The organism is Streptomyces sp. NBC_00490, from assembly GCF_036013645.1.
In the GTDB taxonomy this organism is placed as follows: domain Bacteria; phylum Actinomycetota; class Actinomycetes; order Streptomycetales; family Streptomycetaceae; genus Streptomyces; species Streptomyces canus_F.
This window is the reverse complement of sequence record NZ_CP107869.1, coordinates 1,358,463-1,373,325: the sequence shown is the minus strand read 5'-3', so window position 1 is coordinate 1,373,325 and position 14,863 is coordinate 1,358,463. Positions and strand designations below refer to the sequence as shown.

15 protein-coding genes are annotated in these 14,863 nt (G+C 72.9%); 8 read left to right on the top strand and 7 right to left on the bottom strand.

Translation table 11 applies throughout. The annotated features are described in order from the left end of the window. Nucleotides 1-25: 25 nt before the first annotated feature. Nucleotides 26-541: a MarR family winged helix-turn-helix transcriptional regulator gene (locus tag OG381_RS06170; RefSeq protein WP_327715086.1), complete on the top strand. Its 516-nt coding sequence runs from the start codon at nucleotides 26-28 to the stop codon at nucleotides 539-541. Here the strand turns inward: OG381_RS06170 and OG381_RS06165 are convergent. Further along, nucleotides 499-1,668 carry an MFS transporter gene (locus OG381_RS06165; protein ID WP_327715085.1) on the bottom strand — a complete coding sequence of 390 codons (1,170 nt, stop codon included), beginning with the start codon at nucleotides 1,666-1,668 and terminating at the stop codon, nucleotides 499-501. The two genes, OG381_RS06170 and OG381_RS06165, sit on opposite strands and share 43 nt — an antisense overlap. Before the next feature lie 54 nt (nucleotides 1,669-1,722). Between OG381_RS06165 and OG381_RS06160 the strand changes: the two genes are divergently transcribed. The 4 genes from OG381_RS06160 to OG381_RS06145 all read left to right on the top strand — a co-directional run bounded on the left by OG381_RS06160 (nucleotide 1,723) and on the right by OG381_RS06145 (nucleotide 5,792). After that, nucleotides 1,723-2,472 carry an AraC family transcriptional regulator gene (locus OG381_RS06160; RefSeq protein WP_327715084.1) on the top strand — a complete coding sequence of 250 codons (750 nt, stop codon included), beginning with the start codon at nucleotides 1,723-1,725 and terminating at the stop codon, nucleotides 2,470-2,472. 71 nt (nucleotides 2,473-2,543) lie between these two features. Continuing rightward, nucleotides 2,544-2,924, top strand: coding sequence for a DoxX family protein (locus OG381_RS06155; RefSeq protein ID WP_327715083.1), 381 nt, complete (start codon nucleotides 2,544-2,546; stop codon nucleotides 2,922-2,924). Beyond that, a complete protein-coding gene (locus tag OG381_RS06150; protein ID WP_327715082.1) occupies nucleotides 2,921-3,388 on the top strand; it encodes a peroxiredoxin in 468 nt (155 codons plus the stop codon). The genes OG381_RS06155 and OG381_RS06150 overlap by 4 nt, the downstream gene beginning before the upstream one ends. Before the next feature lie 64 nt (nucleotides 3,389-3,452). After that, the gene (locus OG381_RS06145) at nucleotides 3,453-5,792 is read left to right on the top strand and encodes a SpoIIE family protein phosphatase (RefSeq protein ID WP_327715080.1); all 2,340 of its coding nucleotides are present in this window, start codon (nucleotides 3,453-3,455) and stop codon (nucleotides 5,790-5,792) included. Here the strand turns inward: OG381_RS06145 and OG381_RS06140 are convergent, their stop codons facing one another. Continuing rightward, nucleotides 5,793-6,230: a cupin domain-containing protein gene (locus tag OG381_RS06140; protein ID WP_266897006.1), complete on the bottom strand. Its 438-nt coding sequence runs from the start codon at nucleotides 6,228-6,230 to the stop codon at nucleotides 5,793-5,795. Between the two features lie 93 nt (nucleotides 6,231-6,323). Beyond that, a complete protein-coding gene (locus tag OG381_RS06135) occupies nucleotides 6,324-7,154 on the bottom strand; it encodes an aldo/keto reductase (protein ID WP_327715079.1) in 831 nt (276 codons plus the stop codon). A gap of 145 nt (nucleotides 7,155-7,299) precedes the next feature. Here OG381_RS06135 and OG381_RS06130 point away from each other — a divergent pair, with 145 nt between their 5' ends. Then, nucleotides 7,300-8,271 carry a TauD/TfdA dioxygenase family protein gene (locus OG381_RS06130; protein WP_327715078.1) on the top strand — a complete coding sequence of 324 codons (972 nt, stop codon included), beginning with the start codon at nucleotides 7,300-7,302 and terminating at the stop codon, nucleotides 8,269-8,271. Between the two features lie 38 nt (nucleotides 8,272-8,309). Here OG381_RS06130 and OG381_RS06125 read toward each other — a convergent pair whose 3' ends face one another. From OG381_RS06125 to OG381_RS06115, 3 genes are all read right to left on the bottom strand, one after another. Next, complete coding sequence (locus tag OG381_RS06125) at nucleotides 8,310-9,011, bottom strand: response regulator transcription factor (RefSeq protein WP_327715077.1); 702 nt, start codon at nucleotides 9,009-9,011, stop codon at nucleotides 8,310-8,312. A 121-nt stretch (nucleotides 9,012-9,132) separates the two neighbouring features. After that, a complete protein-coding gene (locus tag OG381_RS06120) occupies nucleotides 9,133-9,573 on the bottom strand; it encodes a cyclic nucleotide-binding domain-containing protein (protein ID WP_327722397.1) in 441 nt (146 codons plus the stop codon). Between the two features lie 147 nt (nucleotides 9,574-9,720). Further along, on the bottom strand, nucleotides 9,721-11,457 hold the full coding sequence (locus OG381_RS06115) for a SulP family inorganic anion transporter (protein ID WP_327715076.1): 1,737 nt from the start codon (nucleotides 11,455-11,457) through the stop codon (nucleotides 9,721-9,723). Nucleotides 11,458-11,673: 216 nt separating this feature from the next. On the opposite strand from OG381_RS06115, the gene OG381_RS06110 reads away from it, so the two are divergent. Beyond that, nucleotides 11,674-12,579, top strand: coding sequence for a universal stress protein (locus tag OG381_RS06110; RefSeq protein WP_327715075.1), 906 nt, complete (start codon nucleotides 11,674-11,676; stop codon nucleotides 12,577-12,579). 74 nt (nucleotides 12,580-12,653) lie between these two features. Continuing rightward, complete coding sequence (locus tag OG381_RS06105; RefSeq protein ID WP_327715074.1) at nucleotides 12,654-13,556, top strand: universal stress protein; 903 nt, start codon at nucleotides 12,654-12,656, stop codon at nucleotides 13,554-13,556. 33 nt (nucleotides 13,557-13,589) lie between these two features. Here the strand turns inward: OG381_RS06105 and OG381_RS06100 are convergent, their stop codons facing one another. After that, nucleotides 13,590-14,792 (bottom strand): globin domain-containing protein, encoded by a 1,203-nt coding sequence (locus OG381_RS06100; RefSeq protein ID WP_327715073.1) that lies wholly within the window; start codon nucleotides 14,790-14,792, stop codon nucleotides 13,590-13,592. Between the last annotated feature and the right edge of the window lie 71 nt (nucleotides 14,793-14,863).

The window sequence follows — 14,863 nt, the reverse complement described above, 5'->3', positions numbered from 1 at the left end:
GCAACAAGATGGTAAAGTGGCTTGCATGGCCACCCCATCGCTCCCCGGACTCCCCGACGGCCCCGCGTCTCCGCAAGTGATCGAGATCGAGCGGGCGCTGACGCGCATCACGTACCTGAGCACGCGCGCCCGGCAGCACGACCGGCTGATGGCCCTGGCCGGAGTGCCGCTGGACCGGGCCGCCGTGGCACTGCTGCGCCAGGTCGCCGACTCCGAGCCGCTGCGCCCGGGGGAGCTGGCCAACCGGCTCGGCGTGGAGGCCTCGCACGTGACCCGTACCGTGCAACAGCTCCAGAAGACGGGGTACGTCACCCGGGTCCCGGACCCCGACGACCGGCGCGCCCAGCGCATCGAGCTCACCGAGACGGGCCGGCAGGCCATCGACCGGGTCCGGGACGCCGGAGCGCGCGGCATGCAGCTCGCCCTGTCCGAGTGGGCCCCGGAGGAGCTGGGGCAGCTGGCCACCCTCTTCCACCGCATGGTCGACGACTTCCTCGCCTACTCCGTCGACGACGACACGGAGCCGGCGACCACCGTCTGATCCGCGGCGCCGGGTTCGCGCAGCCCGCACAGCAGGAGCCGGCCCACCGCGGGCAGGGCGACGAGCGGGAGCAGCGCGGTCCGCAGGGACGTGGCGTCGGCGAGTGCCCCCAGGGCGGGCGCGGCCAGCCCGCCGACGCTCACCGTCAGCCCCAGCGTGACACCGCTCGCCGTGCCGACCCGCCGCGGCAGACAGTCCTGACCGAGCGTGACATGCAGCGAGAACGGCACATACAGGCCGGCCGAGGTGAGCGCGACGAACAGATGGACGAGCGGCCCGGGTACGAGCACCAGCCCCGCGACGGCCAGGACGGTCAGCACGTACGACCACCGTACGACCGCCAGCCGCCCGTATCGGTCCGCGAGCCGCCCGCCGGCCACCGTGCCCACCGCACCCCCGGCGTAGAGCACGCACAGCGCGACCGTGCCGGCCGTCTCCCCGCCCCCGGTGCGCTCACGGACGTACAGCGAGACGAACGCGCTCAGCCCGACGAACACGACCGACCGGCACATGAGCGCCCCCGAAAGCCGCAGGAACGACGGCCAGTCGTCGCGCCCGGCACCGGCGGACGCAGGACCGGACACGGAACGGCGTCCGGCCGCTCGGACCGCCGCCGCGCACAGCACCGCCCCCGCGAGGGCGGGGACGATCAGCAGGGGAGAGGCGCCCAGACCGCCGAGCCCGACCACGGCCATCACGAGCAGCGGTGCCGCGGCGAAGCCGAGGTTGCCGCCCAGGGCGAACCAGCCCATCGCCGTGTGGCTGCCGCCCGCCGCGGCGCGGGCCGCCCGCGCGGCCTCCGGATGGTAGGCGGCGACCCCGACCCCGGACACGGCGACCGCGGCGAGGGTCAGCGCGTACGAGTCGGTGACCCCGCTCAGCGCCACCCCGGCCCCGGCGGTCAGCGCGCTCAGCGGCAGCAGCCAGGGCATCGCCCACCGGTCGGTGAGCGCCCCGAACAGCGGCTGCACGACGGACGACAACAAGGACGCGGCGAGCACGACGCCCGAGGCGGCGGCGTAGGTGTAGGCGCGCTCGGCGACGAAGTACGGCACCAGTGCGGCCACCGCCCCCTGATAGACGTCGACGCAGGCGTGCCCCAAGGACAGATGGCGTATCGCGGTCATACCGAGATCGTCGCGAGAGCGGGGCCTGGCGCGCTTTCGATAAACTGCCTACTTGTGCCGGACATCCGCCATACGCCGCAGGCCCCGACCCGAGCCCAGAGCCTGGCCGCCGGGGAGCGCATCGACGCGCACCGGCACGATGACCACCAGATCGTCTACGCCGGCTCCGGCGTCCTGGCCGTCACCACCGACGCCGGCACCTGGTTCGCCCCCGGCAACCGTGCCATCTGGGTCCCCGCGGGCACCGTCCACGCCCACCGCGCCCACGGCCACCTCGACCTGCACCTGGTCGGCCTGGCCTCCGACGACAACCCGCTCGGCCTGGACGCCCCCACCGTCCTCGCCGTGGGCCCCCTGCTGCGCGAACTGATCGTCGCCTACACCCGGGCCCCCGCCGACGACAGCCCCGAACGCCGGCGTCTGCTCGCCGTCCTCCGCGACCAGCTGCGCGCCTCGCCCCAGCAGCCCCTGCACCTGCCCGCCGCCACCGACCCGCGCCTGGCCGCGGTCTGCGAGATCCTGCACGCCGACCCCGCCGACCCGCGCACCCTGGCCGCCCTCGGCACCGCGACCGGGGCGAGCGAACGCACCCTGAGCCGACTCTTCCGCAGCGAGTTCGGCATGACCTTCCCCCAGTGGCGCACTCAGTCCCGCCTCTACCACGCCCTGCGGATGCTGGCCGACGGAACACCCGTCACCACCGTCGCCCACCGCTGCGGCTGGTCGTCCACGAGCGCGTTCATCGAGGTCTTCCGCCGCTCGTTCGGGCATACGCCCGGGATCCACAACCGCCTTGCCCCTTAGGTGAACAGGCCGCCGTACGACCTGCTTGTACCGTGCAGTAATATCGCGCGGCAAGCCCCCTAGGAGGAACCGTGCCCCGGTCCCAACGCTCACCCCTGCTGCTCGCCGGTCTGCTGGCCGGCGTCGGGGTCACCCACTTCGCCGCACCGCGCTCGTTCGACGCGACCATCCCGAAGTTCCTGCCGGGATCGCCCAGGACCTGGACCTACGCGAGCGGCGTCGCCGAGTTCGCGCTGGCGGCCGGTCTCATGGCGCCCCGCACCCGCAAGGCCGCCGCCCTGGCCTCGGCCGCCTTCTTCGTCGGGGTCTTCCCGGCGAACGTGAAGATGGCCGTCGACTGGCGTCACCGCCCCACCCCGCAGAAGGCCGCCGCGATCGCCCGGCTGCCGCTTCAGGTGCCCCTCGTCCTGTGGGCCCGCAACGTCGCACGGAACACGGAGAGCCAGGCATGAGCGCGCGCATGGACGTCGGCGACAAGATCGAGGACTTCGAACTGCCCGACGAGACCGGCACCCCGCGCAGCCTGAGCTCGCTGCTCGCCGACGGGCCGGTCGTCCTGTTCTTCTACCCCGCGGCGATGACCGCCGGCTGCACCGCCGAGGCCTGTCACTTCCGTGATCTGGCGGCCGAGTTCGACGCCGTCGGCGCCCGCCCGGTCGGCATCAGCGGCGACTCCGTGGAGCGCCAGCAGGAGTTCTCCGGCAAGCACACGCTCGGCATGCCGCTGCTGTCCGACGCCGACGGGACGATCCGGGAGCGTTTCGGGGTGACCCGCGGCTTCTCGCTGGCCCCCACCAAGCGGGTCACCTTCGTCATAGCGCAGGACCGCACCGTCCTGGAGGTCGTCCGCAGCGAGCTGCGGATGAACACCCACGCCGACCGCGCCCTCGCCGCTCTGCGCGACCACCGCAAGTGACGTACGAGTCCTGGTAGCCGTACCGAGGTTGTTGCGGTGCGGCAAAGGGACCATCCTGGACGATATGGAGCACGCCTCGGCCGCGGCGATCATCGACGCGCACGGCATGGTGACGGGGTGGAGCGACGGTGCCCGGCGGCTGACCGGATACCCGGCCGAGGAGGCCGTGGGACTCCCGGTGCGCGAGCTGCTCGCCGAGGACCCGTCGCCCGACGTCCTGGCCGCCCGGACCGGCACCGTCGTTCTGCGGCACCGGGACGGCACCCCCGTCGCCCTCCCGCTGCGGGCGTGCGAGGTGCTGGGCCCGGACGGATCGCCCGGCGGGTTCGTGATCACCGCGGAGCAGCCCGGCGGGGCGGAGCCGACCCTCGCCGGGCAGGCCTTCCAACAGGCCTCCATGTCCATGTCGGTCTTCGATCCGCAGCAGCGCTATCTGCGGCTCAACGACGCGGCCTGCCAGGTGATGGGGGTACCGGAGGAGGCCCTGCTCGGCCGGTTCTTCCCGGAGACCGTGGAGGAAGCCGAGCACAGCCGGGGCTTCAACTGGCATCTGCGGCACGTCGCCGAGACCGGCGATCCCCTCCACTACGAGAGCCACACGCGCGCCCCGTCCGGCAGCCGCTACCACGCCTGGAACATCGAGATGTGGCCCGTCCGCAACGGCGTCGACGACGTGGTCGGCGTCGCCCTGGCCGCCTTCGACAGCACCGAGCAGCACTGGGCCCGCCAGCGCCTGGCCCTGCTGAACGAAGCCGCGGACGCCATCGGCACCACCCTCGACGTGGTCCGCACCGCCGAGGAACTGGTGACGCTCGTCGTCCCCCGGTTCGCCGACTTCACCAGCGTCGACCTCCTCGAATGGGTCCTCGGCCCGGACGAACCGCCCAGCACCACGCCCCAGGACGTCGTCCTGCGCCGCGTCGCCCACGGCTCCGCCCACGAGGGCACCCCGGAGGCCGCCGTCCACCTCGGCGCGCTGGACGTCTACCCGCCGTACTCGCCGCCCGCGCGGGCCCTGCGCGAGGGCCGGGCCGTGCTCGGCCGGGCCGGTGAGCCGTCCTTCGACCGCTGGGTCCGCGAGCGCAACGCCCGCGCCCCCAAGGGCCGGCCCTACCGCGAGGGCACCCACTCGATGCTGGCCGTGCCCCTCCGGGCCCGCGGCATCACGCTGGGTGTCGCCGTGGCCGTCCGTATCGGCCCCTCGGACCCCTACGTCCAGGACGACGCGACCCTCGCCGAGGAACTCGCCAGCCGCGCCGCCGTCTGTATCGACAACTCGCGCCGCTTCGCCCGTGAGCGCACGACCGCGCTCGCCCTCCAGCACAGCCTGCTGCCCCGGGGGCTGACCGGACAGGCCGCCGTCGAGGTCGCCCACCGCTATCTGCCCTGCGGCTCCCTCGCGGGCGTCGGCGGCGACTGGTTCGACGTCATCCCGCTCTCCGGCAGCCGCGTCGCCCTCGTCGTCGGCGACGTCGTCGGGCACGGCATCACCTCCTCGGCGACGATGGGCCGCCTCTGCACGGCCGTCCGCACCCTCGCCGACGTGGACCTGCCGCCCGACGAACTCCTCACCCACCTCGACGACCTGGTCACCCACCTGGCGGCCTACGACAGCGACGACGACATTGCCGAACTCGGCGCGACCTGCCTCTACGCCGTCTACGACCCCGTATCGCGCCGCCTCACCCTCGCCGCCGCCGGTCACCCGGCGCCCGCCCTGGTCCTGCCCGACGGCAGCGCGGAGCTCGTCCCCATGTCCGCGGGACCCCCGCTGGGCGTCGGCGGACTGCCCTTCGAGGCCACCGAGGTGGAACTGCCCGAGGGCGCCGTCGTCGCCCTGTACACCGACGGCCTCATCGAGGACCGCGACCGCGACATCGACCACGCCACCGACGAGCTCTGCCGCGCCCTCACCGCACGCGCCAGCTCCCTCGACGCCCTCTGTGACACGGTGCTGAAAGCCGTGCTCCCGGAGGAGCCGAGCGACGACGTGGCCCTGCTGCTGGCCCGTACCCGCGCCCTCGGCGCCGACCGGGTCGCCACCTGGGACATCGCCCCCGACCCCGCCCGCGTGGCCGACGCCCGCCAGGCCGCCACCGAGCAACTGACCACCTGGGGCCTGGACGAGGCCGGCTTCGTCACCGAACTCGTCGTCAGCGAACTGGTCACCAACGCCATCCGCTACGGAGCCCCGCCCATCCAGCTCCGGCTGATCCGCGACCGCACCCTCATCTGCGAGGTCTCCGACGGCAGTTCCACCTCGCCGCATCTGCGCCGCGCCCACGCCTACGACGAGGGCGGGCGCGGACTGCTGCTGGTCGCCCAGCTCACCCAGCGCTGGGGCAGCAGACAGACCGGCGCCGGCAAGACGATCTGGGCCGAACAGCCGCTGCCCCCGGACTGATCACTCGAAGTCGCAGCCCGGGTTCGGCACGTCCTCGGAGAAGGCCGATCCGTGCGGCAGCACGTACAGCACCTCGAGGACGAGCGGAGTGTCGCCCAGGTTCCGGCCGAGGTGGACGTCGCTCGGTCCGCCCGGCTCCCGGACGACGGTGCCCTTCGGATAGACCCCGTCGGTGGCGCAGTCGGAGTGGTAGTGGGTGAGCGTGCCCTGCTTCACGTACCCGTACACGGGGCCGCCGTGGTAGTGCCAGCCGGTGGCCTGGCCGGGCGGAACGGTGATCTCTCTGACGGTGTAGTCGGTGCCCCCGACGGTGACCTGGCTGATCAGCTTGGCCGTGACGCCGGGGCCCGGCGGGGTCGCCTGGGCGGTGGTGCCACAGGTGAGGGCGGCGGCCGCGGCCACCGCCCCGGATATGCCGACGCGGAGCGAGGTGCGCATACAGGGCCTCCTGACGCCTGAGCGGAAGATCGATGACGTTCCGCAGCGAACATAGAGGCACAGACCGGCAGTTGGGGCCGGATTCGGCAGAACTCAGAACTCCTCGTGCACCTCCGGGTCCCCGCCCCGGCGCTCCTCGGCCCGGTCGGCGATCGCCGCCATCTGGTCGGGCCCGAGCTCGAAACCGAAGATGTCCAGGTTGGCGCGCTGCCGGTCGGGGTTCGACGACTTCGGGATCGGAACCGAGCCGAGCTGTGTGTGCCAGCGCAGGACGGCCTGCCCCGGCGTCACCCCGTGCGCCTCGGCGACCGCGGCGACGACGGGGTCGTCCAGCAGCGTCGAGCCGGGGGCCAGCGGGCTCCAGCTCTCGGTGCGGATGCCCTTGGCCGTGTGGAAGGCACGCAGCTCGTCCTGGCGCAGGAAGGGGTGCAGCTCGATCTGGTTGACGACGGGCAGGACCCCGGTCTCCTTCTCCAGCCGCTCGATGTGCTCCACCGTGAAGTTGGAGACGCCGATGGAACGGACCAGGCCCTCCTCACGGAGCTTGATCATGGCCCGCCAGGAGTCGACGTACTTGTCGACGCGGGGAAGCGGCCAGTGGATGAGGTAGAGGTCGACGTGGTCCAGGCCGAGGCGGCGGCGGGACTCCTCGAAGGAGGCCAGGGTCTCCTCGTAGCCGTGGTGCCGGCCCGGGAGTTTCGTCGCGACGACGATCTCCTCGCGGGGGACACCACTGTGGGTGACACCGAGGCCCACGCCGGTCTCGTTGCCGTAGTTCGTGGCCGTGTCGACCAGGCGGTAGCCGAGCCGCAGGGCCTGCGCCACCGCCCGCTCCGCCTCCGCGTCGTCCATGGGCCAGGTACCCAGGCCGATGGCCGGGAACGTCGTACCGTCGTTGAGCGTGTGTACCGGGTTGTCGATCACTGTCGGACCTTTTCCCTCGATCGTGTCGTCCCCCCAGCCTCGCGGATGACGTGAGCCGTGATCAACCGGACGGGCACTGTCGCCAGGACCCGTGATCGCTGACACGATCTTCGGGGAGCGGCCGCGGACGACCAACGGAGTACGGATGACGACGAACACGGGCCCGGCGGAGGCGGAGCACATCCCGGGGATCGAGGTGAAACCCGTCGCCGGGCACATCGGGGCGGAGATCACGGGTGTCGACCTGGCCGGGGAACTCGACGACGCCGTGGTCGCCGCGATCCGCTCGGCGGTGCTGCGCTGGAAGGTGGTGTTCTTCCGGGAGCAGCGGCTCGACCACGCCGGGCACGTGGCGTTCGCCCGCCGGTTCGGCGAGCCGGTGGTGCCGCGGAAGCGGGGCAGCGCCTCGCCGCCGGGCTTTCCCGAGGTGGAGACGACCGCCGACCGGCTGGAACTGGGCGGCAGGTTCGGCATGGAGCACGACGAGTGGCTCCGGCGACGCCGGCACACCCTGCTGCGCGGCTGGCACTGCGACCACGGCGCCCGTGTCGACCCGCCGGCCGCGACGATCCTGCGGGCCGAGACCGTACCGCCGTACGGCGGCGACACGACCTGGTCCAATCTGGCCGCCGCGTACGCCGGACTCTCCGCCCCGGTACGGGAGTTCGTGGACGGACTGCGGGCGGAACACCGGCTGGGTGTCGGCTATCAGTCCCGTCCCGGTGACGACTCCTACGTCCGCCATCTGCTGGACCACCAGGTCGCCTCGCTGCACCCCCTGGTGCGCGTCCACCCGGAGACGGGGGAGCGGATCCTCTACGTCAACGGCTACTACGTCGAGCAGATCGCCGACATCTCCCGAGCCGAGAGCACCGCGATCCTGGACATGCTCCTGGAGCAGGCCGTCCGGCCCGAATACACCGTCCGCTTCCGCTGGGAACCGGGCAGCGTGGCCTTCTGGGACAACCGTGCCACCATCCACCTGGCCCCCGGCGACAACGCCCACCTCGGCTTCCCGCGGACCATGCACCGGGTGATGCTCGCCGGGGACGTCCCGGTGGGCGTGAACGGCAAGCCGTCGGAGCCGATCGTCGGCACCGAGGCCGGACGCTGGTGAGGCGGGGGCGGAGAGGTTCCGGGCGGTCCCGGCGGGCCTCACCTTCCGGGGCGCTCGCCGGTGTTCGGCCGCTCCACCTGTGAGGCGATCACGGCCGCTTGGACGCGCCGCTGGACGCCCAGCTTGGCCAGCAGCCGACTGATGTGGTTCTTGACGGTCTTCTCCGACAGATAGAGCTTCTTGCCGATCTCACGGTTGGTGAGCCCCTCCCCGATCAGCGCGAGAATGTCCCGCTCGCGCGGGGACAGGCTCGCCAGCTCGGGGGACATGCCCGGGCTCTCTGCGGGATCGGCGCGCAGCGAGCGCATCAGCCGGGCCGTGGTCGCGGGGTCCAGCATGGACTGGCCCGAGGCGACGGTGCGCACGGCCGAGACCAGGTCCGAGCCCCGGATCTGCTTGAGGACATAGCCCGAGGCCCCGGCCATGATCGCGTCGAGCAGGGCCTCCTCGTCGTCGAACGAGGTCAGCATCAGACAGGCCAGCTCCGGCATCCGGCTGCGCAGCTCCCGGCAGACCGTGATGCCGTCGCCGTCCGGGAGCCGTACGTCGAGCACGGCGACATGCGGGCGCAGCGCCGGACCGCGCGCGAGCGCGTGCTCGACGGTGCCCGCGTCACCGACGACCGAGATGTCCGGCTCGGAGTCGAGAAGGTCGGTCAGCCCCCGTCGTACGACCTCGTGGTCGTCCAGCAGGAACACGCGGACGGGGTCCTGTTCGCTGAAGGTGCGTGCCTCGGTCATGACGACCCCTCGTTCCCCGGTGGCGGTCGGACTGCGGACCGTCCGTGACCACGATCATTGCTCGCAGGGACGGGATGCACCAGGGCCGTCCGGTCCCATTCGCCACGGGGCGCGGACGCGGTCACACAGCACTGCCGGCGCCGTAGGGGGCGTAGAGGTCCAGCAGCCGGACCCGGGCGGAGCGCAGCCGGTGGGCGAGCACGTCGCCGACCCACTGGGCGATGGTGTGGCCCATGGCCGGGTCCTCCTGGCACATCATGCGGACGGCTGTGGCATCGAACTCGTACGCCCGTACCGGCGTCGTCGCCGTGGCGCCCAGGTGCCAGGCGTGCGGGGTGAACAGCCAGGACCAGCCGACGAGTTCGTTGTGCCGGAGGATCTCGATCACGGCCGCGCTGCGGCCGGGCACGTGCATGTCGAGCTCGACCGTGCCCGTGCGGATGATCCAGAACCGGTCCGCCTTGGCGCCTTCCGCGAACAGGCGAGTTCCTTGCGGGAACGAGACCTCGCGGGCGACGCGCATGAGCCGCTGCCGGTGCTCGGCGGGCAGGGCCCGCAGCATGCTGGGCGTGGGGGTGATGGTGGTCACGGCGTGCCTCCCGACGGGTGTGGGAACTGCCATGACCAGCCTCCGCCCGTCGGCGATGGCGGTCCATGGGCCACCCGGCCCCTGGACCGGGCCACGCGGCCCCGCATGGCCCGCTCTCCGCTACTTCGCCGGGGTCTCCTCGGGGTTCGCCTCGCTCCACTGCCGGTAGGCGGCCACGGCCGTCGGCAGGGTGGGGAAGATGTGGTCGGTGCCGACGGAGTCCGTGAGGCCGTACGCCGCCAGGTCGTCCAGGAGGTCTTGCTTGACCCGGGCCAGGGCGAACACGACGCCGCGCCCGGCGAGTTCGCGGCGCAGTTCGTCGACCGCGTCGAGCGCGGTGATGTCGACCTCCACGTTGGCCTCGGTGTTGAGGACGAACCAGCGGACGGGCCGGGTCTGTTCGTCGACGGCGGCGAGAGCGCGGCGGCGGAAGTCCTCGGCGTTGGCGAAGAACAGCGGTGAGTCGTAGCGGTAGACCAGCAGTCCGGGGATCGTGCGGGCCTGCGGATAGTCGTCGATGTCGTGCATGCCCGCGATCCCGGGCACCAGGCCTTCGACGGCGTCGTGCGGACGGGCCACCCGGACCAGCAGCTCCGCCACCGACAGACCGACCGCGACGAGCACGCCGTAGAGGATGTCGAGGGCGAGCACCCCGGCCAGGCAGCCGAGGGCGAGCAGGAGTTCACGGCGGCGGAAGGACGCCAGGCGCCGGAAGCCCGCCAGGTCGATCATGCGGACGGCGGCGTAGACGACGAGCGCGCCGAGCACGGCGGACGGCGTGCGGGCGAGCAGAGGGCTGAGGAACAGCAGGACGGCGAGGACCACGACACCGGCGACCAGGGAGTACGCCTGACTGCGGGCGCCCGCCGAGGCGGCGAGCGCGGTGCGGCTGGCGCTGCTGCTGACGGGGAAGCCGTGCAGGAAGCCCGCGCCGAGGTTGGCCGCGCCCAGCGCCAGGAATTCCTGGTCGGCGTCGAGGCCGGGGCCCTTGTCCTCCTCGCGTCCGGTGAACGCCCGCGCGGTGAGGATGAAGTCGGTGTACGCGACCAGGAGCACTCCGAGGGCGGGCAGGACGAGATGCGGCACCTCGCCCCAGTCCGGCCACGCGAGGCCGGGCAGGCCGGACGGGACCTCGCCGATCACCTTGATGCCGTACCGGTCGTCGAGGTCGAACACCACCACGGCCGCCGTGCCCAGAACCACGGCGAGCAGGGGCCCGGGTGCGGCGCGGAGGTACTTGGTCGCCGCGAAGAGGAACGCGAGCACGGCGGCCGAGAAAACCACTGTGGACAGATGGGCGTCGGGCAAGTTCCCCGCGAAGGACCACAGTTGGGGGAAGAACGTGGTTCCTGCCGCCCCCACGCCGGTGAGTTTCGGCAGCTGGTCCACCATCATGATCAGCGCGACGCCCGCCAGGTAGCCGATCAGGACCGGCCGGGAGAGGAGGTCGGCGAGGAAGCCCAGCCGCACCGCCCGCGCCACCAGGCACAGGAGGCCGACCGTGACCGCGAGGGTGGCCGCCAGGGTCGCGTAGCGCCCGGGGGCGCCGGCCGCCAGCGGGGCGACCACGGTGGCGGTCATCAGCGCGGTCGTGGACTCGGGGCCGACCGAGAGCAGCCGCGAGGAGCCGAGGAGCGCGTACACGCCGAGGGCGGGCAGGATCGCCCACAGTCCGGCGACGGGCGGCAGCCCGGCGACGCCCGCGTACGCCATGACCTGCGGCACCAGATACGCGGCCACGGTGACCCCGGCCAGCAGATCGCCTCGCACCCAGGCACGTCGATAGCCGGTCAGCGGTCCGAGCCCGGGCACCGAACGCCGCCACCCGGGAACATGTCCACCCGCGCTCCGGGACATGGGCCGCCTCTCTCCGTCCGGTACAGGAGCCCCCGGCGATGTGCCGCCGGCGCGCCGAGCTCGATCATGCACCCCGACGGGCCCTGTGGACAGGCCGGACTCCCGCGCGCCTCCCGAACCGGCACCGGTCTGGACCGGTCGGCCCCTGCCGGGAACCTCGGCCGGGGACGATGCTGGCATCAGGACCCTATGCAGCGGATTCGGAAGGTGGACCTCATGACCCGCACGATCACCGTCGGTCTGGACGGCTCGGCCGAGAGCCGTGCCGCGGCCGAATGGGCGGCCCGCGAGGCACGTTCGCTCGGCCTGCCGCTGAAGCTGGTCCATGTCTGGGAGCCCGTACCGGAGCCCCTGGCACAGGCACCGCTGCGGGGCGCGGAGACGCAGGCCCACTGGACCGAGCGGATCCCGCGGGAGGCGGCCGCGGGCCTCCGGTTGCGCCACCCCGGCCTCGAGGTGACCACCGAGCAACTGTCCGGTCACCCCGCGGACGTCCTGGCGAGCGCGGCGAAGGACGCCGAGCTGCTGGTGCTGGGCTCGCGCGGGCTGAGCGGGATCGGCGGGTTCATGGTCGGCTCGGTCGGGCTGTCGGTCGTGGCGCACTCCGAGCGGCCGGTCGTCCTGGTCCGGGCCGGTGAGCAGGCCGCCGACGAGCACGAGATGGATCCCGTCGGCATCCCGTCCGCGGCCACCGCTTTCCGGCCCGTCGTCCTCGGCCTCGACATCGGGAGCCCGGACGAGGAGCTGATCGGGTTCGCGTTCGCCGCAGCGGCCCGCCGTGCCACGTCCCTGCGGGTCGTCCACGGCTGGAACCCGCCCCCGTACTACGCCTACGGGCTCGCCTCGGACCTCGAACTCCACGCGGAACTGGCCCGGCGCGAGACCACCGCGCTGGCCGAGGTCCTGTCGCCGTGGCGCAAGAAGCACCCGGACGTCGAGATCACGGAGGAGTCCCGCTACGGCACCCCCGGCAACCATCTCGTCGACGCCTCCCGCGATGCCTCCCTGGTCGTCGTCGGCCGCCGGGTCCGCCGCAGCCCGTTCGGCGCCCACATCGGCCCTGTCACGCACACCGTCCTGCACCACTCCGCCGCCCCCGTCGCCGTCGTCCCCCACTCCTGAGGAGGAGCAGCCATGCCAGCGGCCGGACGCACCCGAGTGATCCGATGCGACCTCGGAACGGGAAGGTGAGGGCGATGGACCTGCCGGTCGTCGTCGGCGTGGACGGCTCCGAGCCGGGCCTGCGCGCCGTGGACTGGGCCGTCGACGAGGCCGTCCGGCGCGGGGCGCCGCTGCGCCTCGTGTACGCCTCGCTGTGGGAGCGGTACGAGGGCGCCCGGCTCGCCGAGGACCAGGGCGAGCCGTATGAGTGGTCGCGGGCCGAGGGCATCGTCGAGACCGCGGCCCGTCGTGCCCACAGCCGCGGGCCCGACGTGAAGATCTCCACCGAGGTGGTGGCCGAGGAGCCCGAGTACGTGCTGGTGAGGGAGAGCAGGAGCGCCTCGCTGCTGGTGACGGGCAGCCGAGGCCGCAGCGGCATCGCCGAGGCTCTGTCGGGTTCGGTGAGCTTGACCGTGGCGGGTCACGCGCACTGCCCGATGATCGTCGTGCGGGGCAGCCATGACAACCAGGCCCGGACCGGCACGCACGGTCGTGTCGTCGTCGGGGTCGCGGAGAAACCGATGGGCTCGGCAGCGGTGGTCTTCGCCTACGAGGAGGCTCGGCGGCGTGGGGTGCCGGTGGAGGCCGTACGGGCCTGGCGGTGCCCCGCGCACGAATCCGCCGGCCATCCGCTGCTCGCCGGAGAGCCCGCCAGGCTGCACGAACAGCGGGCGGCCGAGGAACTCGAAGCGGCGCTCCAGGACGCCCCGGCCGATGTCGAGTTGCGCCGCCGCACGGTCGAGGGCCACACCCGGACCGCACTGGTGAACGCCTCGCGCGACGCCGACCTCCTGGTCATCGGAGCCCGGCGCCATCAACGCCACTTCGGGCTCCAACTGGGCCGGGTGGCGCATGGAGTACTGCACCACTCCGCCTGCCCGGTCGCCATCGTGCCCGAACGCATGGGCGCGGCCGAGGACCGACGGCACAGGATGTGAGGGAGGCGTGGACCACCAGCACGGGCTAGGTGGTCAGGCCGTGTCGGGCAGCCACAGGTCGGGGCCGAACACCTCGTAGTGGATGTGGTGTGCGGGGATGCCGAGGCTCAGCAGCCGGGTGCGGATCGTGCGCATGAAGGGCAGGGGGCCGCACAGGTACACGGTGGCGTCGGTCGGTACGTCCAGACCGGTGAGGTCCATCAGACCGGTGTGCGCGTCGGGTTCGGCGGGGCCGGGCCGCTCGTACCAGAACTCGGTCGCCGCGTACGGCAGCCGGTCCGCCAGATCACGCGTCTCGGCGCGCAGGGCGTGTGCGGCCGGGGCGGTGTCCGCGTGCAGGACGAGGACCCGGCGGGTGGAGCCGGTTGCGGCGAGGTGGGCGAGCATGCCGACCATGGGGGTGCAGCCGATGCCCGCGGAGACGAGGACCAGTGGTGTGTCGGCCTCGTCGAGGGAGACGTCGCCGCAGGGCGCCGAGAGGGTCAGTTCGTCCCCGGGGCGCACCGTGCGGTGCAGCAGATGCGACACCTCGCCGTCCGGGGCGGTGTCCGTCCCCGCGACCCGTTTGACCGTGATGCGGCGCAGGTCGCCGCCGGGGTCCGCGGACAGGCTGTACTGGCGCACCTGGTGCACGCCGTCCGGCATGCGGGTCCGGACGCTGACGTACTGTCCCGCCTTCGCCGCCGGGGCGGGTCGGCCGTCCGCGGGACGCAGCAGGAAGGAGGTCACGTCCGTGGTGTCCTCGTGGCGCTCGACGACGGTCCACGGCCGCCAGATCTCGCCCGGCGTCACCCCCGCCTCCTGGTAGAGGCGGGCCTCCTGGGCGATCAGGGCACCGGCCATCAGCCAGTAGACCTCGTCCCAGGCCTCGGCCACCTGCGGGGTGACCGCGTCGCCGAGGACCTCGGCTATCGCGCCGAAGAGGTACTTGTGGACGATCGTGTAGTGCGCGTCGGTGACCCCGACCGCGGTGTGCTTGTGGGCGATCCTCGCCAGCAGGGCGTCCGGCCTGGTGCCGGGGTCGTCGACGAGGGCGGCGGCGAAGCCGGCGATCGAGCCGGCCAGTGCCCGTTGCTGGGTGCCGTCGGCCTGGTTGCCGCGGTTGAACATCCCGTCCAGCAACTCGGGCCGGTCGCGGAACATCGTGGTGTAGAACCGGGTGGTGATCGCGTCGAGCGCCCCGGCCACGGCGGGCAGTGTGGCCTTCACGGCGGCGGTGGACTCGGCGGACAGCATGAAGCCTCCCAGGGCTGGGACGGGGCGGGGAAAGCGGGAACCGACGGACGCTGATCGCGTGGCGGCAGCCC

Coding starts and splice junctions, on each gene's coding strand:
- OG381_RS06115 (WP_327715076.1), bottom strand. CDS start 11,457: ATGTCCCGGAGCGCGGGTGGACATGTTCCCGGGTGGCGGCGTTCGGTG.
- OG381_RS06140 (WP_266897006.1), bottom strand. CDS start 6,230: ATGCGCACCTCGCTCCGCGTCGGCATATCCGGGGCGGTGGCCGCGGCC.
- OG381_RS06150 (WP_327715082.1), top strand. CDS start 2,921: ATGAGCGCGCGCATGGACGTCGGCGACAAGATCGAGGACTTCGAACTG.
- OG381_RS06125 (WP_327715077.1), bottom strand. CDS start 9,011: ATGACCGAGGCACGCACCTTCAGCGAACAGGACCCCGTCCGCGTGTTC.
- OG381_RS06110 (WP_327715075.1), top strand. CDS start 11,674: ATGACCCGCACGATCACCGTCGGTCTGGACGGCTCGGCCGAGAGCCGT.
- OG381_RS06120 (WP_327722397.1), bottom strand. CDS start 9,573: ATGCTGCGGGCCCTGCCCGCCGAGCACCGGCAGCGGCTCATGCGCGTC.
- OG381_RS06145 (WP_327715080.1), top strand. CDS start 3,453: ATGGAGCACGCCTCGGCCGCGGCGATCATCGACGCGCACGGCATGGTG.
- OG381_RS06170 (WP_327715086.1), top strand. CDS start 26: ATGGCCACCCCATCGCTCCCCGGACTCCCCGACGGCCCCGCGTCTCCG.
- OG381_RS06100 (WP_327715073.1), bottom strand. CDS start 14,792: ATGCTGTCCGCCGAGTCCACCGCCGCCGTGAAGGCCACACTGCCCGCC.
- OG381_RS06105 (WP_327715074.1), top strand. CDS start 12,654: ATGGACCTGCCGGTCGTCGTCGGCGTGGACGGCTCCGAGCCGGGCCTG.
- OG381_RS06130 (WP_327715078.1), top strand. CDS start 7,300: ATGACGACGAACACGGGCCCGGCGGAGGCGGAGCACATCCCGGGGATC.
- OG381_RS06165 (WP_327715085.1), bottom strand. CDS start 1,668: ATGACCGCGATACGCCATCTGTCCTTGGGGCACGCCTGCGTCGACGTC.